This window comes from Modicisalibacter xianhensis, from assembly GCF_900113605.1.
GTDB classification, from domain to species: domain Bacteria; phylum Pseudomonadota; class Gammaproteobacteria; order Pseudomonadales; family Halomonadaceae; genus Modicisalibacter; species Modicisalibacter xianhensis.
Genome location: NZ_FOPY01000012.1, coordinates 39,241 through 58,479 on the forward strand (window position 1 = coordinate 39,241; position 19,239 = coordinate 58,479).

Below are 19,239 nucleotides of genomic sequence, written 5' to 3' on the forward strand. Positions count from 1 at the left end.
AGCCGCCAATATTCACTCGCGTTCGAAATTGGCCTGGTAAGCCTCGACGAACGCGTTGCGCAGGGTCGCCACGAACGCCTGCCAGGCACTGATATCCTGCTGGACGAGGTTTCCGCGGATTTCGACCTGGGTCGCCAGGCGATCCTCGGGGTGGTTGCGGAACAGCCATCCGGCGCCGGCCACCAGCGCTTCCCAAGCGGCGCTCAGCGGCCCCTTTTCCGCATCTTCCTCGAGATCGAGAATCTCGACATTGTCGAGTAACGGCTTGGCATAGCCCTGCAGCTGTCCATCACTGGCCTCCAGTTCCATGACGAAGTCGCCCGCCCCCGACTGGAAATCGAAGCGTCCGTAGGCCTCGGTCAGGGTATTGAGCCGCGTGAGGTCGATAGCGGTCACCCGCAATCGCAGGTCGAAATCACGCATGTCGCCCAGCGGATCGAGGCTGGCATACAGCTCGGTCGCGGCCTGGTTGAGCATCAGGCCTTCAGCACTGATGCTGGCGACTCGACTGCCTTCGCTGCGATCGGCATTGCTGAGATTGGTGATCACGCCATTGATTTCGGACACTTCCAGGTCGACCGGCGGGCGCGAGGTGAAGTTGCGAAAATGAATACGCCCATCGACGATTTCGATGCGGTTGATATCGATGGGCACCATGTCCTGCATGGCCATCCGCCAATCCGTACCTTCGCCGGACTGGCTGTCACTCGCCTGGGGGGCATCGACAAAATTGATCTCGGGACCGAAGATGGCCGCTTCGGCAACGATGGCGCCCTGCCACAGGGCTCGCCAACTCACCGAGAAGTCGATGGCATCCACCCGCACGAACGGTACCGGCACGTTGCCAGTCGTCTTGACGATCTCCAACCCGCTGATGGCATAGGCGCCACGCCACAGGTGAATGTCGACGTCAGCTACCTGGCCGCGATAATCGCCCACCGCGGCCAGGCGATCGTTGATGTAATTCCTGGCCAGGTCGGGCAGCGCCAGGCGCAGGGTAACCAGCGCGACGACGATCAACGTCAGCCCCACCCACCATGCATGGCGCTTTTCCATGTCCCTATGCCTGCCGCAACACTGCCCTATTGCTCCTAGCGTAGCGGGTTTCGACTACGTAGTTGGGCTTTCATTCTTCGCCAGTCAGGCGCTGCAACAGGGAAAGCGTAGCGAAGCCGTCGGGCACCATGCCCAATGAGCGCTGATAGGCGCGCAGGCCACGACGGGTATTCGGTCCGACCAGGCCATCCGGCTTGCCCACCTCGAAGCCTTTGGCATTCAGCGCCTGCTGGAGCTGCCTGATCTGCGCATGCGACAGTGCCTGCTCATGACGTGGCCAGTCCGCGGCCAACCCTGGCTCTCCCGCCAGGCGTTCGGACAGCAGCGCGACCGCCAGGGCGTAGCTGGTCGAGGCGTTGTAGCGCATGATCGTGCGAAAGTTGTCACCGACGAGAAACGCCGGTCCTTGCGCGCCGGCCGGCGCAATCACCGATGCCGAGGCCAGGTCAGGCAAGGTATCGCCGCGTACCGGCTGGACGCCCATCTTCGCCCAGGCCTGACTGGTGCGGCGTGTGTCCAGTTCGGTCTGGGAATAGTCGAACCCCTGGGGCAGGCGCACTTCCCTGCCCCAGGGCTCTCCTGGCTGCCAGCCGGCCTGAGCGAGATAGTTGGCCGTCGAGGCCATGACATCGGCAATGCTGCCCCAGATGTCACGTCTTCCGTCGCCGTCGGCATCGCGCGCGTAGGCTTCGAAACTCGAGGGTAGGAACTGGGTATGCCCCATGGCACCGGCCCAGGAACCCCGCATGTGGTCGCGGTCGATATCGCCACGCTGCAGGATACGCAGCGCCGACATCAGCTCGCTGCGGGCAAAATCCGGCCGGCGTCCGTCATAGCCCAGCGTAGCCAGCGCATCAATGGTCGAAAAGCTACCGAAATTGCTGCCGTAATTGCTTTCGATCCCCCAAATGGCCACCAGCACTTCGGCCGGTACGCCATAGCGCTCGCTAGCCGCTGCGATGACCCGCCGGTGCTCGGCCAGGCGCGCCTGGCCCTGGGTCACCCGCGCCGGGGAAACGGCGGTGTCGAGGTAATCCCAAACCTGGCGGGTAAACTCGGGCTGCGAGCGATCGAGCTCGATGATGCGCGGTTGATAGCGCACCGGAGCGAAGGCGGCGACCAGCGTGGCATCATCAATGCCCTGCTGGCTTGCCGTACGACGGAATTCACGAATCCAGGTAGCAAAATCCTGGCGCGCCTCGCTCGGCGGTGGTGCCTGCCTGCTGTTATCCGACGCGGAGCGAGAGGGGCTGGTAACCGATTGGGTAGACGTGCCGTCGGTGGCGACGGCCACCGACTGGCAGCCGCTGGCCAGTAGCGTGGCAGCAAGCAGGGAAGAAACGAGACAGGCGTGGCGACGCATAACGATGACGACTCATGAAAACTGAAACCGCGCCATCTTGGACCAAGCCGGGGCGTTCGCCTAGTCCTTTTACCGCACCATCCTCAGCCCAAAAGTGTCAGACGGGCAATGATAGCCAGATGACACAGCACAACCACGGTATTGAGAAGCGTCCTTAGCCCCTGATACCAGCCGGGGAGGCGCTCGGCACTGTCCTGCTGGCGCTCATAGAGCCTTATCAGCCAGAAACCGACCATGAGAATCGCCGCCGCTTCGATATAGTCGAGCATGAGGGCCGGCCAGGAGAGCAGGCCAGGCACGATACTTACCAGCAGGCGGGCATTGAAGTCACGCGTTCCGCTGCGATCCAGGCTGATCGCGACGCCCCAGTGGACCCCTCCCAGGAACGACAACACGATGGCGCCATAGATGACGAACACATCAACGGCCAACGCTTGCCAGCGCATGGGAAGGAGATACGCGCTGACGACACAGACAAGAAAAGGGCCAAGCCCGGCCAGCCCCAGCCACAGGGGCAGCCGAACACGCTGCATTTCTTCAGCTGTCATAAGGGGTGCATCCTTGCAACCGGCTCTTACGAAATAACGAAAAGACGTTACATACTGTAGCGGCTTAGCGACAGTGGCACCAGCGCAAATCGGGTTATTTCGCGTTGCCTTCTGCTAGCGAGGGGCCGGGGGTCATGATAGAGTCGGATGCTGACTTCGAAACGGCAGGAAAAAACTCGGCCCCTTTTTAAAGAAAAATCAGTCAGTTAGCACTGAAAATGGGGATACGCCGTGAAGCCATGACAGGAGAAGACACCATGACGGGCCATCTACCGCGCGGTCGGTTACGCGCGCGCCGCCATATCGGTGCCGGAACTCTAGTGACATCGCCCATCGATCGTACGCCGGCCTGGATGCTGGCCCCACGTGCCGTCAGGCGCCCCTTTCTCACCGACCCGCCCAACCACGCCTCTTGATCGAAGCCGCTCTAACGGCTGAACTGTGATCGAATACCGTACGGCGCCATGCGCGTCGCGACTGCTGGAACGCCCACGACAAGAGTGAGACGCTCATGTCCCTGCTTTTTATCGTGCTGCTACCTTTGCTTGGCAGCCTGGTGCCCCTGCTTGGCTCCAATGACCGGCGCAGCCTGTGTGCCCTGATCACAGCCGTGCTTCCTGCCGTCGCCCTGGGATTGGTGATGACGAATCTCGGTGATGTGCTGCATGGCAACGTGCTGACCTATTCGGTACCTTGGATTCCTCAACTCGGGCTCGACTTCGCCCTGCGACTCGACGGCTTGTCGCTGCTGTTCGCCCTGCTGATCCTGGGGATCGGCCTGCTGATCATCACCTATACCCGTTTCTACCTGTCCGCCAATGACAGCATGCCGCGCTTCTATGCGTACCTGATGCTGTTCCTGACTGCCATGCTGGGTATCGTGATGGCGGACAACCTGCTACTGCTGTGGGTGTTCTGGGAGCTCACCAGCCTGTCATCGTTCCTGCTGATCGGCTTCTGGCACACGCAAACGAATGCGCGTCGCGGAGCGCGTGTCTCGCTGACCGTCACCGCCATGGGTGGCCTGGCCCTGCTCGCCGGCCTGCTGTTGCTAGGCCAGATCGTGGGGTCTTACGACATGCAAACGGTGCTCGAGAGTCGCGATGTCATCCAGCAGGATGCTCGCTACTTGCCCGTCGTGCTGTTGGTGCTGCTCGGTGCCTTCACCAAGTCGGCACAGTTCCCTTTCCAGTTCTGGCTGCCCCAGGCCATGGCCGCGCCGACACCGGTATCGGCGTTTCTGCATTCGGCGACCATGGTCAAGGCCGGGGTCTTCCTTCTGGCGCGTCTGCATCCAGCCTTGGCCGGCTCGGAACTCTGGCTCTACCTGGTCGGCCTGACCGGGCTCGTCACGTTGATCTACGGCGCCTATTTCGCCTTGATCAAGTACGACATCAAGGCCATTCTCGCCTATTCCACGGTCAGCCACCTGGGCCTGATCACCATGCTGTTCGGCCTCGACAGCCGCATGGCCACGCTGGCCGGCCTGTTTCACATCCTCAACCATGCCCTGTTCAAGGCCTCGCTGTTCATGGTCGCGGGCATTGTCGACCACGAGTGCGGCACACGGGACATTCGCAAGCTCAAGGGACTGCGGCGCTACATGCCGATAACCGCGGCCTTGGCCATCCTGGGCGGCGCATCGATGGCTGGTGTGCCACTGCTCAACGGCTACCTGTCCAAGGAAATGATGCTGACCGAGACACTCGAGACCGACCTGCTCGGCGGTCTTGCCTGGCTGGTGCCGGTACTGGCAACCGTGGGCAGCCTGATTTCAGCCGCTTATTCTCTGCGCTTCGTGCGCAACATCTTTTTCATGGGGCCGCCCGAGGCACTGGAGGTGACACCACACGAACCTCCGCTGATGATGCGCGCTCCCGCTCTGCTGATGATTACCCTGGGGGTGGTTATTGGTCTGTTACCGGCCCTCACCGTCACGTCGCTGCTGCATGCCGCTGCCGACGCCGCCCTTGCCGACCCGGTCCCCGAGTTTCATCTGGCCATCTGGCATGGCTTCAACCTGCCTTTGCTGATGAGTGCCATCGCCCTAGGCGGAGGCATTGCGCTATATGCCTTGCGCAAGCATCTGTTTGCCTTCCAGCGCCAGTTCAAACCGCTGGACGCATTGACCATCTACGAAGCCACCATGCAATGTATCGTGCGCGCTGCCCAGACGGGCCTGGGGGCGCTGGAAAACGGCTCGCTGCAGCGCTACATGCTATGGCTGGTGATCACCGTACTGTGTCTGGCCGGGGGCAGCCTGGTCATTACCCCCAGTTTGCAGGGCAGCCTTCAGCAGCAACCGCTTGATGGCGTGCTGATTGCCGGGGCCGCGATCACCATCCTTGCCGGCCTGGCCACGGCGTTCCTGCATCGCCAGCGCCTGATCTCGTTGCTCATGCTATCGGTGGTCGGCCTGATGGTCTCGCTGGCCTTCGCCCGTTTCTCGGCGCCCGACCTGGCCCTGACTCAGTTGGCCGTGGAAGTCGTGACCATGATCCTACTGATGCTGGCACTGTTCTTCCTGCCCCAACGCACCCCCAAGGAATCCTCGGGCTTGAGGATCGTTCGCGACGTGCTGCTGTCGGCCGGCTTCGGCGGAATCCTTGCCAGTCTCAACTATGCGGTGCTGACCCAGCCGATCGACTCGATATCGCAGTTCTTTCTGGATAACAGCGTACCCGGTGGCGGTGGCCATAACGTGGTCAACGTCATCCTGGTGGATTTCCGTGGTTTCGATACGCTGGGCGAAATCACCGTACTGGGCATTGCCGGCATCGGCATATTCAAGCTGTTGAACCGCCTGCGCCTGTTCATGCCATCGAGCGACTTCGAGGGGCGCCCCTGGTCACCCGACAGCCACCCGATGATCCTGGCCATCGTCTCGCAGACCTTGTTACCTCTGGCCCTGCTGGTCTCGGTCTTCATTTTCCTGCGTGGCCACAACGCCCCCGGGGGCGGCTTCATTGCCGGCCTGGTCACCTCGGTGGCACTGATCCTGATGTATATCGCCCGCGGCGTCGACTGGGCCCAGCAACGCCTGGCCTTCCAGTTTCAACCGATCGCCGTGGCTGGGGTGGGCATTGCCGCCCTGACCGGCCTGGGCAGCTGGCTCTTCGGCTACCCGTTCCTGACCTCGGCCTTCGGACATTTCCATATTCCGCTGATCGGTGACGTGGAGCTGGCCACGGCCATGCTCTTCGATCTGGGCGTCTATTTCACCGTCATCGGTGCGACCCTGATGATCCTGGCTAACCTGGGCAAGCTCACCACGCCTCATCGCCCGTCCAAGCAAAAGGAGCAGTCTTGATGGAAGCGCTCTACGCCACGATGACCGGCGCCCTCGCTGCCTGCGGTCTTTATCTGACATTACGCGGACGTACCTTTCCGGTCGTCGTCGGGCTGACGTTGCTGTCCTACGCCGTCAACCTGTTCCTGTTCTCTACCGGCGGACTGACCACGAACGGTGCCGCAGTCATCAAGGAGCATGCCGGACATTATGCCGATCCGCTCCCCCAAGCCCTGGTACTGACGGCCATCGTCATCGGCTTCGCCATGACGGCATTCTCGGTGATCCTTGCCATACGCGTTCGCGGCGAACTGGGCAGCGACGATGTCAACATGGCACGTAGCGACGAGTCGCGTGAGGGCAAGTCATGATGCAGCACTTGATCATCCTGCCCATTGTCCTGCCGATGTTCACCGGCCTGTTCATGCTGTTGAACCGCAATGGCGCGACACACCCCCGACGCCTCTTCGCCATGGTGTCGACCTCGCTTCTGGTGGTCGTCGGCATTCTGCTGCTCATACAAAGTAATGATGACGTCGTTCGCTATTACGCACTGGGCGACTGGCAACCGCCGTTCGGCATCATTCTGGTACTCGATCGCCTATCGGCAATGATGGTACTGCTGACCGCCGTGCTGGCGCTGGGCAGTGTCATCTACGCCTGTGCCGGTGACGATGAACAGGGCTCGAACTTTCACGGCCTGTTCCAGTTGCAGCTGATGGGCGTCAACGGGGCCTTCCTGACCGGCGACCTGTTCAACCTGTTCGTGTTCTTCGAAGTGCTGCTGATCGCTTCCTATGCGCTGCTGATTCACGGCGGTGGCAAGACGCGCATTCATTCGAGCTTTCACTATGTGGCCCTCAACCTGGCAGGGTCGGCTCTGTTCCTGATCGCCGTTGGCACGCTTTACGGCGTAACCGGTACGCTGAACATGGCGGACATGGCACAGCGCATCCCCATGCTCGAGGCCTCGCAGGCCAGCATCGCCCAGGTCGGCGCCATGCTGCTACTGGTGGTATTCGGTCTCAAGGCCGCCATGCTGCCGCTCTATTTCTGGCTGCCACGTGCCTATGCCGCCGCCCCGGCGCCGGTGGCTGCGCTGTTCGTGATCATGAGCAAGGTCGGCATCTACGGTATCCTGCGGATCTATACCCTGATCTTCGGTACTCAGGCCGGCGTGCTGGCCGACATTGCCCAGCCCTGGGCATGGTGGCTGGGCCTGGCCACGCTGGTCCTTGGCTCGGTGGGTGTGCTCGCCGCTCGTGACCTGCGCACCCAGGTGTCTTATCTGATCTTGATCTCGATAGGTACGCTGCTGGCCGGGATCGGCATCAATACCCAGCAGGCAACCAGTGCCCTGCTTTATTACCTGATCCACACCACACTGGTGACTGGTGGCCTGTTCCTGCTTGCCGATGTCATCGCGCGACAGCGCGGCAAGGCGGGTGCGCGTATCGTCCGTTCGCGGGCGGTAACGCAGGTGGCACCTTTGGGCGTGCTGTTCTTCGTCGGAGCCATGGCGGTGATCGGTATGCCGCCCCTGTCCGGAGCGATCGGCAAGACGTTGCTGATGCAGTCGGCCAATGCCCCGGAGTACAAGGTCTGGCTGTGGGCCATCCTGCTAGGCAGTAGCCTGGTGTCGGTCGTCGCCCTGAGCCGTGCAGGATCGACCGTGTTCTGGCGGGCCAATCGCAAGGAGGAAACCAGCGAAACGATGGGAGCCCTGCGAGGTGTTGCCATGGTATTGCTGATCGGCGCATCGCCGCTGATCTCGCTGCTGGCCGGCCCGGTGGCGGAATTCACCGAGGCGACCGCCGCCCAGCTCAGCGACACACAGCGTTATATCCAGGCCATTCTGCCCGCCGATACCGCAGGAGGTGACGCATGATTCGCTCTCGTTCCTGGCTCCCCATTCCGCTGCTGTCGGTGCTGCTGCTCATCGTCTGGCTGCTGCTGCAGCAGAGCGTGGCTTTCGGCCAGTGGCTGCTGGGCGGCTTCCTGGCCATCGTGATTCCCATTGTGATTCATCCGTTCTGGGAACCTCAGCCCTATCTCAAGCGCCCTTTTCTGCTGCTGCGCTACTACCTGCGTGTTCTGGTCGATATCGTGATTGCCAACCTGCAGGTATCGCGGATCATCGTCGACCCACGTCGGCGTCCCAACCCGGCATTCGTGGTCTATCCGCTGGAGCTCAAGGAATATTTCACGATCACCATCCTGGCCAGCACCATCACATTGACACCTGGCACGGTATCGGCCCACCTGCGCCTCGATGGCAAGAGCCTGCTCATCCACACCCTCGACGTGGACGACCCCGATGCGCTGATCAAAGAAATTCACGAGCGCTACGAACGGCCGCTCAAGGAGATCTTCGAATGCTAGATACGGCACTTTGGATCAGCCTGATCCTGTTCGTGGCAGCGATCCTGCTCAACGTTTACCGTCTCGCAGTCGGCCCCAGCCTGCCGGATCGCATCCTGGCGCTGGATACAATGTACGTGAATTCGATCGGTCTGATCGTTCTGTTCTGCATCTGGCTCAACTCGAAGACCTACTTCGAGGCGGCCCTGCTGATTGCCATGCTCGGTTTCATCAGTACGGTGGCGGTCAGTAAATATTTGCTGCGCGGCGATATCATCGAATAAGGGGGAACGCATGATCGGCTTTTATACCGTGATGGAGGCTGTCATTGCCTTCTTTCTGGTGGCGGGCGGGACGTTCGCCCTCATTGGCTCGCTCGGGCTGGCCCGCCTGCAGGATTTCTACATGCGCCTGCATGGTCCGTCGAAAACCACGACACTTGGGGTGGGATGCTCATTGATCGGCTCAATGATCTATTTCAGCCTGACCAATCATACGCTCAGCCTGCAGGAACTGCTGATCACCATTTTCCTGTTCGTGACGGCGCCGGTCTCGGCCCACATGCTGGCCAAGTGCGCCCTGCACCAGAAGCTGCCCCATCATGATCGCACCCAGGGGCACCCCGAGGAGTTCGACGAGGAACTGGAAGACCCCGACACTGGCACGCCCTCATCCACACCCGCCCCCTGAGCCCGGAGGCGGGTGCGCTGCTCACCAGCCTTGCGTGTGCGTCTCGACCAAGCTGGTCAGCAGCGCGATGTGATCGGCGCGGTCGTTGAGGGCTGGAATGTAGCGGTAGACCTTGCCACCGGCATTCACGAAGTTGTCGCGGTTCTCCACCTCCAGCTCCTCAAGCGTCTCGAGGCAGTCAGCGGCGAATGCGGGGCTCATGATGTCGACATGCTCCACTCCGTCGCGTCCCCAGGACTTAAGCGTTTCATCGGTATAGGGTTTCAGCCATTCCTCGCGCCCGAACCGTGACTGGTAACTCATGAACCACTCGTCATCACCAAGTCCCAGTGCCTCGGCAACCAGGCGGCTAGTGGTTTCGCAGTGCCGGGGGTAGGGGTCGCCGTTATCGGCATAGCGCTGGGGAATGCCATGATAGGACATCAGCAGTTTACCCCGCTCGCCACCATGACGCGCCCAGTGGTCACGTACACTGTTGGCCAACGCATCAATATAGGCCGGATGGTCGTGATAGTCACGAATCAGGCGCAGTTCCGGCAGGTGCGGACATGGCTTGAGTGCCTGCGCCAAGCGATCGAACACGGCAGCGGTCGTCGAGCGTGAGAATTGCGGATACAACGGCAGCACCAGAATGCGATCGACACCGGCATCGCGCAGCGCCTTGCCGGCGGTTTCCATGCTCGGCTCGCCATAGGTCATGGCCAGTTCCACGGGAACCTGTTCGCCGAAGTGTTCGGCCAGGCTCGCCTTGAGCGCCTGCTGCTGCAAGCGTCCGAAGACCAGTAATGGCGAGCCTTCGTCCATCCAGATGGATTCGTAACCTTTGGCGACCCGTGCGGGGCGCGTGCGCAGGATGAAGCCGTTCAGGATCAGCCACCACAATGGACGCGGCGCATCGACCACCCGCTCGTCCCACAGGAACTCGGCAAGGTAGCGGCGCACTGCCTCGGGTGTCGGTGCATCGGGGGTACCCAGGTTGGCCAGCAATACACCGAATCGGGCAGTCGTCATCACTCATCTCCTCGCTACACTTCATGTGCAGGGAAGTTTACCAAGCGAGCCGTGTCTAACGTGAATAAAGTTATGCTATCAACAAGATTTGCATAATGGTTGGACAAGTTTTTAATACGCTCACGTGACATCATTTCTGGTCGACTAACACGATAACCGGAGCGCTCATGCCCTCTCCACTCGATGCGCGTGCCCCGATCATGCTGTTCTACGATGGCGGATGCCCGCTATGCCGGCGTCAGGTCGCCTGGGTCAAGCGTCAGCGACGACAGGACTGCGTTCGCTTCATTGATATTCGCGCCCAAGGGTTCGATCCTGCGCCGTGGGGCCGCACCTGCAACGAGCTGATGGGCCGCCTGTTCGCGCTCGATGGCGAAGGCCGCTGGTACTCGGGGATGGACTCGACACGCGCACTGTACGCTGTGCTGGGTTATCGCTGGTGGGCAAGGATATCCAGCCTGCCGGGGCTGAACATGACGCTCGACAGGCTGTATCTAGCAGTGGCGAGGCGGCGTAATCGCATCGGACGATGGATTGACCGCAATTAATGAATGAAGAATCAGAAGACCAGCGGCATGCGCGAGGTCAATGGCTCGTGATAGTTGGCTTCATGGCCAATCATCTCGTCATGAGCCACGAACTGCACGAGATACGCGCGATGAATGCCGGCCCGCTTGAGTTCCAGGTAGGCATCGTCCAGTGAGCGGAACAGCACTGGTTTGCCCTGGCGCATCAACAGGTGGCGCCCACCTTCTACATCTTCCAGCTCGATCTGGTAAAAATTGCTGCCTGCATGGCTGATGATACGAATCTCGTAATTGTCGTGGTGATCTGCAAACTGCTTGAGTTCATTAAAGTTCATGCTCCCCTCCTGGGAAAATCTCTTGGAATGATTGGCTGGGCCCAGCCTGGCCCTTGCCCGATGACAACGTCATGTCCATTCGACGTCGCCTCTGTGACCGTTTTCGATCGAACGAGTTCGCCATCGCGTGACTACTCGTAATTTGATGGAAACTCTGTAATCAACTGTAGCAGACGCCTCGCTACCCCATGCTCTGATAAAACCATCTTTTGGGATGGAAAACGGTTCATTGCAGAGCGGATAACAATGGGCTCAGCCTGGGAAGCCGGATCGAGACAGGAATGGCTCGCTCGCCGTGCCTTGTGGCAATGAAACGGCAAACACACATCGAGACGCTCGGGGCCGATCGTCTCGATGGAGGGAGGATTCGCATGGCCGGCAGTCTTTCTCATGCCACACGTTATGCCCGGTCATGATGTCAGTGTGATGACAGCCGTTCAGTCACGCTGAAAGGTCGAGGGATCGATGGCCACACCCAGCGAGTTGCGATCGACCCATTTGCCAGCCTTGGTCTCCTTGTAGCGGAATACCACATAGTCGCCCACGCTTACCGGCAACTCGGCATCCTCAGTCTGATAGCTGTAGGTCTCGCCGTCGACCACCAGGCTGTAGCGATACAGATCCGGCATGCCCAGCCACTCCTTGAATGGCCCCTCGCGATCCACGCTTTCCAATGTGCCACGTGCCTCGAGCTTTGGGGTACGCTTGTGCTTGCCACGAAAACCGCCCGCCATGGTGCCTCCTATCGTCGTCATGGCCTGTCTGGAGGGACGGCATTATACGGCGCCCCGTGACAGTCTCAAGTGGATCACTCGCCGAAGTGTTGACCATAACTGTCCGGCGCCAGGTCCTCGAAACGCGTGTACTTGCCGATGAAAGCCATATGCACGGTGCCGATTGGCCCGTTTCGCTGCTTGCCGATGATCAGCTCGGCCAGCCCCTTGTTGTCGGGATTGTCCGGATTATAGACCTCGTCACGATAGACGAAGGCAATCAGGTCGGCATCCTGCTCGATGGCACCCGACTCGCGCAGGTCCGACATGACCGGGCGCTTGTTGGGGCGCTGCTCCAGCGAGCGGTTGAGCTGCGACAACGCGATGACCGGACACCCGAATTCCTTGGCCAGGCCTTTCAATGAACGCGAGATTTCGGAGATTTCACCGGTACGGTTCTCGGAAAAACCGGGAATCTGCATCAGCTGCAGATAATCGATCATGATCAACCCGATATTACCGTTTTCGCGCACGATACGCCGAATGCGCGAGCGCATTTCGTTGGGCGACAGCGCCGCCGTATCGTCGATGAAAAGCTGCTTGTCCTTGAGCAGATTGACCGCCGACGTCAGACGCGGCCAGTCCTCGTCCTCCAGCTGCCCTGTACGCACTCGCGTCTGGTCGATCCGACCCAGCGAGGAGAGCATGCGCAGCATCAGCGATTCGGCGGGCATCTCCATCGAGAACACCATCACCGGCTTGTCGCTGGAGATCACGGCATGTTCGACGAGGTTCATCGCGAAGGTGGTCTTGCCCATGGAGGGACGCCCGGCAATGATCACCAGATCCGAGGGCTGCAGGCCCGAGGTCATGTCGTCGAGGTCGCGAAAGCCCGAGGACAGACCGGTCATTTGGCCCTGCATGTTGAACAACTCGTCGATGCGATCCACGGCCTTGGACAGCAACTGGCTCATCCCGATGGGACCACCCGACTTGGGGCGCGATTCGCTGATCTGGAAAACCAGTCGCTCGGCCTCGTTGACCAGTTCGTCGGCCGGCCTCCCTTGGGGGCTGAAGGCGCCTTCGGCGATCTGATTGGCGGCCTGAATCAACTTGCGCAGCGTGGCACGCTCGCGAACGATATCGGCATAGGCCCGAATGTTGCCGGCCGAGGGCGTGTTGCGTGCCAGTTCCGCCAGGTAGGCCAGGCCTCCCACGGTCTCGAGCTGGTCTCGCGACTCCAGGGCCTCGGACAGGGTGACCACATCCAGCGGATGCGCCGCTTCGGCCAGTTGGGTCATGGCATTGAAGACCAGGCGATGCTCGTAGCGATAGAAATCGTCCGCCACCAGCCGCTCGGACACCGTATCCCAGGCGTCGTTATCGAGCATCAGCCCGCCCAGCACCGACTGTTCGGCCTCCAATGAATGCGGCGGTACCTTCAGCGCCGCAGTTTCCTGGTCGAGTTCGAGCGTGTCACTCATGGGATGTTCCGCCGGGATGAATAGCCTGCAGGGACCGTGAATACGGTAGCGTCATTCTACCTCATCGCCTCATGCCACCGTAGCGATGAAACGCTCCGAAAATCACGCTTGTTCGGCCATAAAAAAACGCGGCAGCCGAGGCTGCCGCGTTGGGTATCGCAATGTGCGGCTTATTCGGCCACGACCACGATCCGGATGGTGGCGTCGACTTCCGCGTGCAGGTGCAGCTGAATGTCGTATTCGCCAGTGGCGCGGATCGGGCCTTCCGGCATGCGCACTTCGCTCTTGGCCACATCAATACCGGCCTGGGCAAGGGCGTCGGCCAGATCACGTGGACCGATGGAGCCGAACAGCTTGCCTTCGTCGCCTGCCTTGGCCACCAGCGACAGCTCAATGTCATTGAGCTGTTCGGCACGGGCTTCGGCTTCGCTCTTGCGCTCGGCCGCCTGAGCTTCAAGCTCGGCGCGCTGCGCTTCGAAGGCTTCCACATTATCCTTGGTTGCCGGCACGGCCAGGCCGTAGGGAACCAGATAGTTGCGGCCATAACCGGGCTTGACGGTGACCTTGTCACCCAGACCACCCAGCTTACCGATATTGTCGAGCAGAATGACTTCCATCTCGTTAACCTCTTGTCATTGGCTGCGGGCCAATCGGCCGCGGAAATCCGCAAAGGAATCGATGAAACCCAGCAGCAGCACAATCAGAATCATGGGCCAAGTAGTCAGCAGCAGCACATAGAAGGCCACCAACCACAGCCCGTTCATCCCCTTGAGACCGATCAGTCCGTGTATCAGCGCGACGCCGCTCACCAGCAGCGGAACCCAGGCCAGCATGGTCAGCGCTGGCAGCGCAAAGACCATGCCCAGCACCACCAGGACGACCAGCAGAATCAGTTCCCGCCCCGACAGACGCAAGGCATGGAACTCGTCCCGAAAGCCGCCGGGATTGTACAACCCGGCCTGCCAACTGCGAGCCAACGCCAGGCAGGCCACCGAGGCCAACATGACGATCAACCCGGTCACTCCGCCTATCAGCAGAGCGGCCAATCGCTCGGTCGCCACACCCTGCTCGGTGAGATCGGCGAGCATGCGCTCGATCTCGGGCGAGGACTGGCGCAACTGGACGAGCAGCGGCTCCGCCCCGCCCGGAGGCAGAAAGATGCCCAACTGGACCATCACTGCCCCTACCAGGGCACCGACGATCAGTGTCTCGCTCCAGCGCACGCGCGAACGCAGCACGGTAGCCATCAGGGTTACCAGCAGCAGGCTGGCCAGCGGGATCGTGTCGCCCTGCATCCACCACCAGCCGGTCGGCAGTGCAGCGGCGACGATCACCGGCATGGCCGGCCCCAAACCACGACGCAGAGTTACCAGGGCGGCCACGGCAGCACTGAACCAGAACAGCCAGGGTATGATGGCGGCAAGGGCAGCGGCACCCGCAGCCTGCGGCGTGCCACGCATTACCCAGCGAGCCAGAGGCAGCATCACGCGATACGGCTTACTGGTGGCTGTCGGTGTAGGGCAGCAGCGCCAGGTAGCGAGCGCGCTTGATGGCAGTGGAGAGCTGACGCTGGTAGCGCGCTCGCGTGCCGGTGATGCGGCTCGGGACGATCTTGCCGGTCTCGGTGATGTACGCCTTGAGGGTATCGATATCCTTGTAATCGATGTACTTCACGCCTTCGGCAGTGAAGCGGCAAAACTTGCGGCGACGGAAGAAGCGTGCCATGGATTATCCTCCTGGGTGTGCGAATTAGCTGGCTTCGGCGGTTTCGGAGCGCTCGGAACGCGGACGCTCGGGGCGCTCTTCGCGACGCGGACGCTTGTCGTCAGCCTGCTTCATCATCGGAGAAGCTTCGGTGACGGCTTCCTTGCAGCGCACGACCAGGCTACGGATGATGGCATCGTTGAAGCGGAAGATGTTCTCGATCTCTTCGAGCGTCTCGCCGCGGCATTCGATGTTCATCAGCACATAGTGGGCCTTGTGGATCTTGTTGATCGGGTAGGCCAGGTGACGGCGGCCCCAATCCTCGAGACGATGCACGGTGCCACCGTTTTCGGTGACGATGCCGGTATAGCGCTCGACCATTGCCGGCACCTGCTCGCTCTGATCCGGATGGACCATGAACACGATTTCGTAATGACGCATGGTGTCTCCTTACGGTTTGACAGCTTCCGGATGGCGGCAAATTCCACCAAGGGGAAGCAAGGAGTCGTGATTTACTGGGTGAGGGTGTTCAAAGAACCGCACAATTGTAGTGATCGCGCCCCGAGCTTGCAAGAAATCCCGGCCGACCTGATCACTTGGCAGTGGGGTGTGCCTGGTGGCGCTGGCGGACGACCTCGTAAAGACAGATACCAGTGGCCACGGACACGTTGAGGCTCGACACACTACCGGCCATGGGCAGTTTGACCAGGCCATCGCAGGCTTCACGCGTCAGGCGACGCATACCCTTGCCTTCCGCGCCCATCACCAGAGCGCATGCCCCGGTGAAATCGGCCTCGAACAGCCCAGCCTCGGCCTCGCCTGCGGTGCCGGTGATCCAGACACCGGCATCCTTGAGCCGCTGCATGGCACGCGCCAGATTAGTGACCTGATAGACCGGCACGCTCTCGGCGGCGCCACAGGCCACCTTACGCACCGTGGCATTGAGCGGGGCGGCCTTGTCCTTGGGAATGATCACGCCATGGGCACCGGCGGCATCTGCGCTGCGCAGGCAAGCGCCGAAATTATGCACATCAGTCACGCCATCGAGGATCAGCAGCAACGGCGGCTCGGGCCGCTGCCAGCCTCCCAGGCGCAGCATCAGGGCTTCTTCGCTCTGCGCCGTCAATGGCAGACAAAAGGCAATGACGCCCTGGTGCGCCGCGTCGCCTGCCAGTTCGTCGAGGACTTCACGCGGCTGCGCCACCAGCCGAGCCCCAGCGTCCCGGGCCTGCGCAACCAGTGTTTCCAGGCGAGAGCCGGCCTGCCCTTCCTGAATCCACAGCTCACGCGGGGCCTCCCCCCGCTCCAACAGGGCACGTACGGCATGCACACCGAAGACGCTATCCAGCCCGCCCGGCACGCTGATCGTCGGCGTCCGCCGGGACGGATTCGGCTTGCCACGCCCGGCCTGGGATTTATGGCGCGAGCGCGTAGAGCCGCCACGACTCATGAGCGCTCCCCGCTCGACTTGCCACCACGCCGGGACTTGCCACTGCTGCGCTGCTGTTCGCGCTCCTTGCGACCGGACCTGGGTCGGCGACGCCGTGGACGCTTCTGGCCTTTATCGTCCTTGCCGCTCTTGTCGTCGTGTCCGCTCTCGAAACCGGCCTTGGGCTTGCGTGGCTGGCGCTGCTTGCGCGGCATTTCGCCGACCAGATCGAAATCGATCTTGCGCTCGTCGAGATCGACACGCGCCACCTGCACCGTGACGCCATCGCCCAGGCGGTAGGAGATCCCCCCACGTTCGCCCTTGAGGCGATGTTTCTCGGGCTCGTAGTGGTAGTAATCGGAAGGCAACGACGTCACGTGGACAAGCCCCTCGACGTAAACGTTATCGAGGCGCACAAAGATACCGAACTGGGTGACCGAGGCGATGGTGCCCTCGAAGACGTCGCCCACCTTGTCGGACATGAACTCGCACTTGAGCCAGTCGGTGACATCGCGCGTGGCATCGTCGGCGCGGCGCTCGGTCATCGAGCAATGTTCGCCGAGCTCGACCATCTGCTCGAAGGTATACGGACACCACGTGCTCGGCTTTTCCACCGGCGCACCCTCGGCACGCTGCACGGTGGCTGTTTGCCGTGGCCCGCGAATGACCGAGCGAATCGCACGATGCACCAGCAGGTCCGGATAGCGCCGGATCGGCGAGGTGAAGTGCGCATAGGCCTGGTAAGCCAGCCCGAAGTGACCTTCGTTGTGCGGCGAATAGACCGCCTGACTCATCGAGCGCAGCATCACCGTCTGGATGATGTCGGCGTCGGGCCGGTCCTTGATGACCTCGCGCAGGCGCTGATAGTCCTGCGGCGTCGGATCGTCGCCGCCGCCCAGCGTCAGCCCCAGCTCATTGAGGAACAGGCGCAGCTTATCGAGGCGCTCGGCCGCCGGCGGCTCGTGGATACGATACAGTGCCGGAAGGTCGTGCTTGTCGAGGAACCGCGCGGTGGCCACGTTGGCCGCCAGCATGCACTCCTCGATGAGCTTGTGAGCATCGTTGCGCGACCGCGGCACGATGGTCTCGATCTTGCGCTCGCTATTGAACAGGATCTGCGTCTCGGTGGTCTCGAAGTCAATCGCCCCACGCTCCTCGCGCGACTCTCTCAACAGCTTGTAGAGTGAATGCAGGTTCTTCAGCGACGGCAGCAACGAGGCGTAACGATCGCATAGCTCACGACCCTCCTCGCTATCCGGCGACTGCAGCATTTCGCCGACCTGGGTGTAGGTCAGGCGCGCATGCGAGCGCATAACCGCCTCGTAGAACTTGTAACGACTGATGGCGCCAGTCTTGGAGATGTTCATCTCGCAGACAAGGGTCAGACGGTCGACCTCGGGATTGAGCGAACACAGGCCGTTGGAGAGCAGCTCCGGCAGCATCGGCACGACCTGACCCGGGAAGTAGACCGAGTTGCCCCGGACATGCGCCTCCTCGTCCAGGGCCGTCCCTGGTCGTACATAGTGCGACACATCGGCAATCGCCACGATCAGCTTCCAGCTTCCCGACTTCGTCTTCCAGGCGCAGACGGCATCGTCGAAGTCCTTGGCATCCTCGCCGTCGATGGTCACCAGCGGAACGTCACGCAGATCGATACGATGGCGTTTGTCACCCTCGACGACCTCCGCCGACATGCCGGCAATCTCGGCCTCGACCTCGGGCGGGAACTCGGCGGGAATGTCATGGCTACGGATGGCGATATCGATCTCCATCCCCGGGTCCATGCGCTCGCCAAGCACCTCCACCACCTCACCGGTCGGCTGGATACGCGTCTCGGGCTGCTGGGTGATGCGCACCGAGACGATCTGACCGTCACGGGCGCCTCCCGTGGCACTGCTGGGAATGATGATTTCCTGGGCGATGCGCGAGTTCTCGGGGATCAGCAGCCCGAACTCGCTGGAACGCTCGCGATATATCCCCACTAGGGTCTGGGTGTTGCGGGCCAGCACCTCGACGATGGTGGCCTCGTCGCGCCCGCGACGGTCTCGCCCGCTGATTCGCACCAGTACATGGTCACCGTGGAATACGCGGCGCATCTGGCGGGGTGGAATCACCAGGTCGGGCTTCTTGCCATCGTCACGGATCAAGAAGCCGATACCGTCGCGGTGCCCGAGCACCTTCCCCTTGATGAGGTCGAGCTTGTCGATCAGGGCATAGGCTCCGCGCCGGTTGCGCAGCACCTGCCCGTCGCGCTCCATGGCCGCCAGGCGGCGACGCACCGCTTCCATTTGGTCCTCATCCTCGAGGCCCAGCATGCGGCTCATGTTCTCGTGCGTGACAGGTTTGCCGTACTCTTCCAGCCGGGCAAGCAGATATTCCCGGCTGGGCACCGGCTTGTCATATTTGTGAGCTTCACGTTCCGCGTTCGGATCGTCGCTTAACGTCCAATGATTCATCTTATGGTGCTTCCTTGTAGATAGAATGGGCGAGCGGCAGCGGGCGTGGAGCGGATTGGTGGCAGTCGATCATGCCCGCAGTATAACGCCCTGAGGTTGACGACCCAACCATGTACGCCCCACCCCGTTTTTTCTCGTTCCCGCCCCGCTTCACCTATTGCAATCCCGCACAGAATCGGTAAGATGCGTGGCCACTTGCCCAGATGGCGGAATTGGTAGACGCGCTAGCTTCAGGTGCTAGTGTCCTTACGGACGTGGAGGTTCAAGTCCTCT

Annotated in this window: 21 protein-coding genes; 8 read left to right on the forward strand and 13 right to left on the reverse strand. The window is 61.4% G+C overall.

The features are described 5' to 3' along the window. Positions 1-12 precede the first annotated feature (12 nt). The 3 genes from BM194_RS14455 to BM194_RS14465 all read right to left on the reverse strand — a co-directional run bounded on the left by BM194_RS14455 (position 13) and on the right by BM194_RS14465 (position 2,967). Positions 13-1,056 carry a DUF748 domain-containing protein gene (locus BM194_RS14455; RefSeq protein ID WP_092848098.1) on the reverse strand — a complete coding sequence of 348 codons (1,044 nt, stop codon included), beginning with the start codon at positions 1,054-1,056 and terminating at the stop codon, positions 13-15. Positions 1,057-1,126: 70 nt separating this feature from the next. Continuing rightward, entirely contained in the window at positions 1,127-2,419 is a 1,293-nt protein-coding gene (locus tag BM194_RS14460) for a lytic murein transglycosylase (RefSeq protein WP_092848101.1), read from the reverse strand. Between the two features lie 83 nt (positions 2,420-2,502). Further along, complete coding sequence (locus tag BM194_RS14465; RefSeq protein WP_092848104.1) at positions 2,503-2,967, reverse strand: DUF3429 domain-containing protein; 465 nt, start codon at positions 2,965-2,967, stop codon at positions 2,503-2,505. A 257-nt stretch (positions 2,968-3,224) separates the two neighbouring features. Here BM194_RS14465 and BM194_RS20655 point away from each other — a divergent pair, with 257 nt between their 5' ends. The 7 genes from BM194_RS20655 (at position 3,225) to BM194_RS14495 (ending at position 9,307) form a co-directional block, all read left to right on the forward strand. Further along, the gene (locus BM194_RS20655; RefSeq protein WP_166671072.1) at positions 3,225-3,383 is read left to right on the forward strand and encodes a hypothetical protein; all 159 of its coding nucleotides are present in this window, start codon (positions 3,225-3,227) and stop codon (positions 3,381-3,383) included. A gap of 95 nt (positions 3,384-3,478) precedes the next feature. After that, positions 3,479-6,277, forward strand: a complete 2,799-nt coding sequence (locus tag BM194_RS14470) for a monovalent cation/H+ antiporter subunit A (RefSeq protein ID WP_092848107.1) — start codon at positions 3,479-3,481, stop codon at positions 6,275-6,277. Continuing rightward, a complete protein-coding gene (locus BM194_RS14475; RefSeq protein WP_092848110.1) occupies positions 6,277-6,627 on the forward strand; it encodes a Na+/H+ antiporter subunit C in 351 nt (116 codons plus the stop codon). Before BM194_RS14470 ends, BM194_RS14475 begins: the two co-directional genes overlap by 1 nt. Further along, positions 6,624-8,144 carry a monovalent cation/H+ antiporter subunit D gene (locus BM194_RS14480; protein ID WP_092848113.1) on the forward strand — a complete coding sequence of 507 codons (1,521 nt, stop codon included), beginning with the start codon at positions 6,624-6,626 and terminating at the stop codon, positions 8,142-8,144. The genes BM194_RS14475 and BM194_RS14480 overlap by 4 nt, the downstream gene beginning before the upstream one ends. Further along, the gene (locus tag BM194_RS14485; protein ID WP_092848116.1) at positions 8,141-8,638 is read left to right on the forward strand and encodes a Na+/H+ antiporter subunit E; all 498 of its coding nucleotides are present in this window, start codon (positions 8,141-8,143) and stop codon (positions 8,636-8,638) included. Before BM194_RS14480 ends, BM194_RS14485 begins: the two co-directional genes overlap by 4 nt. Further along, on the forward strand, positions 8,632-8,901 hold the full coding sequence (locus BM194_RS14490; protein WP_092848119.1) for a K+/H+ antiporter subunit F: 270 nt from the start codon (positions 8,632-8,634) through the stop codon (positions 8,899-8,901). The genes BM194_RS14485 and BM194_RS14490 overlap by 7 nt, the downstream gene beginning before the upstream one ends. Positions 8,902-8,911: 10 nt before the next feature. Next, positions 8,912-9,307 carry a Na+/H+ antiporter subunit G gene (locus BM194_RS14495; protein ID WP_092848121.1) on the forward strand — a complete coding sequence of 132 codons (396 nt, stop codon included), beginning with the start codon at positions 8,912-8,914 and terminating at the stop codon, positions 9,305-9,307. Positions 9,308-9,328: 21 nt separating this feature from the next. On the opposite strand, the gene hemH is transcribed toward BM194_RS14495, so the two are convergent. Next, positions 9,329-10,318: a ferrochelatase gene (gene hemH, locus BM194_RS14500; protein ID WP_092848123.1), complete on the reverse strand. Its 990-nt coding sequence runs from the start codon at positions 10,316-10,318 to the stop codon at positions 9,329-9,331. A 167-nt stretch (positions 10,319-10,485) separates the two neighbouring features. On the opposite strand from hemH, the gene BM194_RS14505 reads away from it, so the two are divergent. Continuing rightward, entirely contained in the window at positions 10,486-10,866 is a 381-nt protein-coding gene (locus BM194_RS14505; protein WP_092848125.1) for a thiol-disulfide oxidoreductase DCC family protein, read from the forward strand. A gap of 11 nt (positions 10,867-10,877) precedes the next feature. Here the strand turns inward: BM194_RS14505 and BM194_RS14510 are convergent, their stop codons facing one another. The 9 genes from BM194_RS14510 to rnr form a co-directional block, all read right to left on the reverse strand. Then, the gene (locus BM194_RS14510; RefSeq protein ID WP_092848127.1) at positions 10,878-11,180 is read right to left on the reverse strand and encodes a DUF6482 family protein; all 303 of its coding nucleotides are present in this window, start codon (positions 11,178-11,180) and stop codon (positions 10,878-10,880) included. A 437-nt stretch (positions 11,181-11,617) separates the two neighbouring features. Next, a complete protein-coding gene (locus BM194_RS14515; RefSeq protein WP_092848130.1) occupies positions 11,618-11,914 on the reverse strand; it encodes a hypothetical protein in 297 nt (98 codons plus the stop codon). A 74-nt stretch (positions 11,915-11,988) separates the two neighbouring features. Continuing rightward, entirely contained in the window at positions 11,989-13,377 is a 1,389-nt protein-coding gene (gene dnaB / locus BM194_RS14520) for a replicative DNA helicase (protein ID WP_092848133.1), read from the reverse strand. A 170-nt stretch (positions 13,378-13,547) separates the two neighbouring features. After that, positions 13,548-13,994: a 50S ribosomal protein L9 gene (gene rplI, locus BM194_RS14525; protein WP_092848135.1), complete on the reverse strand. Its 447-nt coding sequence runs from the start codon at positions 13,992-13,994 to the stop codon at positions 13,548-13,550. Between the two features lie 15 nt (positions 13,995-14,009). Further along, positions 14,010-14,861 carry a YybS family protein gene (locus BM194_RS14530; RefSeq protein ID WP_092848137.1) on the reverse strand — a complete coding sequence of 284 codons (852 nt, stop codon included), beginning with the start codon at positions 14,859-14,861 and terminating at the stop codon, positions 14,010-14,012. Between the two features lie 13 nt (positions 14,862-14,874). Continuing rightward, entirely contained in the window at positions 14,875-15,102 is a 228-nt protein-coding gene (gene rpsR, locus BM194_RS14535) for a 30S ribosomal protein S18 (protein ID WP_031382360.1), read from the reverse strand. A gap of 24 nt (positions 15,103-15,126) precedes the next feature. Beyond that, entirely contained in the window at positions 15,127-15,522 is a 396-nt protein-coding gene (gene rpsF / locus BM194_RS14540) for a 30S ribosomal protein S6 (protein WP_019016910.1), read from the reverse strand. A gap of 151 nt (positions 15,523-15,673) precedes the next feature. Continuing rightward, positions 15,674-16,531, reverse strand: a complete 858-nt coding sequence (gene rlmB, locus BM194_RS14545) for a 23S rRNA (guanosine(2251)-2'-O)-methyltransferase RlmB (protein WP_092848139.1) — start codon at positions 16,529-16,531, stop codon at positions 15,674-15,676. Next, positions 16,528-18,966: a ribonuclease R gene (rnr, locus tag BM194_RS14550; protein WP_092848142.1), complete on the reverse strand. Its 2,439-nt coding sequence runs from the start codon at positions 18,964-18,966 to the stop codon at positions 16,528-16,530. Before rnr ends, rlmB begins: the two co-directional genes overlap by 4 nt. Positions 18,967-19,239 lie beyond the last annotated feature (273 nt).

Bases quoted from the DNA above. Each gene is read 5' to 3' on its own strand.
- rlmB (WP_092848139.1), bottom strand. From the start codon at position 16,531: ATGAGTCGTGGCGGCTCTACGCGCTCGCGCCATAAATCCCAGGCCGGG.
- BM194_RS14530 (WP_092848137.1), bottom strand. From the start codon at position 14,861: ATGCTGCCTCTGGCTCGCTGGGTAATGCGTGGCACGCCGCAGGCTGCG.
- BM194_RS14485 (WP_092848116.1), top strand. From the start codon at position 8,141: ATGATTCGCTCTCGTTCCTGGCTCCCCATTCCGCTGCTGTCGGTGCTG.
- rpsF (WP_019016910.1), bottom strand. From the start codon at position 15,522: ATGCGTCATTACGAAATCGTGTTCATGGTCCATCCGGATCAGAGCGAG.
- rnr (WP_092848142.1), bottom strand. From the start codon at position 18,966: ATGAATCATTGGACGTTAAGCGACGATCCGAACGCGGAACGTGAAGCT.
- BM194_RS14455 (WP_092848098.1), bottom strand. From the start codon at position 1,056: ATGGAAAAGCGCCATGCATGGTGGGTGGGGCTGACGTTGATCGTCGTC.
- BM194_RS20655 (WP_166671072.1), top strand. From the start codon at position 3,225: ATGACGGGCCATCTACCGCGCGGTCGGTTACGCGCGCGCCGCCATATC.
- BM194_RS14480 (WP_092848113.1), top strand. From the start codon at position 6,624: ATGATGCAGCACTTGATCATCCTGCCCATTGTCCTGCCGATGTTCACC.
- BM194_RS14465 (WP_092848104.1), bottom strand. From the start codon at position 2,967: ATGACAGCTGAAGAAATGCAGCGTGTTCGGCTGCCCCTGTGGCTGGGG.
- rpsR (WP_031382360.1), bottom strand. From the start codon at position 15,102: ATGGCACGCTTCTTCCGTCGCCGCAAGTTTTGCCGCTTCACTGCCGAA.
- BM194_RS14505 (WP_092848125.1), top strand. From the start codon at position 10,486: ATGCCCTCTCCACTCGATGCGCGTGCCCCGATCATGCTGTTCTACGAT.
- BM194_RS14475 (WP_092848110.1), top strand. From the start codon at position 6,277: ATGGAAGCGCTCTACGCCACGATGACCGGCGCCCTCGCTGCCTGCGGT.
- BM194_RS14515 (WP_092848130.1), bottom strand. From the start codon at position 11,914: ATGGCGGGCGGTTTTCGTGGCAAGCACAAGCGTACCCCAAAGCTCGAG.
- BM194_RS14495 (WP_092848121.1), top strand. From the start codon at position 8,912: ATGATCGGCTTTTATACCGTGATGGAGGCTGTCATTGCCTTCTTTCTG.
- BM194_RS14490 (WP_092848119.1), top strand. From the start codon at position 8,632: ATGCTAGATACGGCACTTTGGATCAGCCTGATCCTGTTCGTGGCAGCG.
- BM194_RS14470 (WP_092848107.1), top strand. From the start codon at position 3,479: ATGTCCCTGCTTTTTATCGTGCTGCTACCTTTGCTTGGCAGCCTGGTG.
- hemH (WP_092848123.1), bottom strand. From the start codon at position 10,318: ATGACGACTGCCCGATTCGGTGTATTGCTGGCCAACCTGGGTACCCCC.
- BM194_RS14510 (WP_092848127.1), bottom strand. From the start codon at position 11,180: ATGAACTTTAATGAACTCAAGCAGTTTGCAGATCACCACGACAATTAC.
- BM194_RS14460 (WP_092848101.1), bottom strand. From the start codon at position 2,419: ATGCGTCGCCACGCCTGTCTCGTTTCTTCCCTGCTTGCTGCCACGCTA.
- rplI (WP_092848135.1), bottom strand. From the start codon at position 13,994: ATGGAAGTCATTCTGCTCGACAATATCGGTAAGCTGGGTGGTCTGGGT.
- dnaB (WP_092848133.1), bottom strand. From the start codon at position 13,377: ATGAGTGACACGCTCGAACTCGACCAGGAAACTGCGGCGCTGAAGGTA.